The following is a 485-nucleotide window of genomic DNA, read 5'->3' on the forward strand; positions in this document are numbered from 1 at the left end:
GACTGGAAGGCCGAGGCATCACCCTTTTAGGTTACGTGCGAAGTGTTATTAGTGGAAAGGCTAATTTTCGATGCATTAATGGTCATCAATGGCGCACGACACCAAGTTTTGTGGGGGAAGGTCAAGGCTGTCCTGAGTGCGGAGTCGGTGAACGAGATCCCGAAGAAATAAAACAAAGGATTAATGCAGGCGTTATCTACCTTTTAACGCATCCTGACAAGCCCGGGTTTGTAAACATTGGGCTGAGGTACGATACACACGAAGAAATTTGTAGAGAAAGACCTTGGGGCGACTGGGAGACGCAACGCTCTCGAAATGTCGAGGAAGTAGCTTTAGCTGAGGGGCTAATTTGGGAATTGCTGGGTCACCCTTTACCCCACGATCGAAAACCAATTAAAAAGGATTTAAGCGTAGCAGAGGATGCCTTTCGCAAACTGATTTACGCGATGCAGAAAGAGATTGCTTTGGCGGAAAAGGCGAAAGAA

The 485-nt window shown here is 47.2% G+C and carries 1 protein-coding gene; it reads left to right on the top strand.

The genetic code is table 11. The features are described 5' to 3' along the window. Positions 1-485 (top strand): hypothetical protein (locus MDHKLMBL_RS20940; protein WP_199185573.1); only part of this gene is annotated, 485 nt, incomplete at both ends.

The organism is Marinobacter flavimaris, from assembly GCF_002933295.1.
GTDB classification, from domain to species: Bacteria; Pseudomonadota; Gammaproteobacteria; order Pseudomonadales; family Oleiphilaceae; genus Marinobacter; species Marinobacter flavimaris.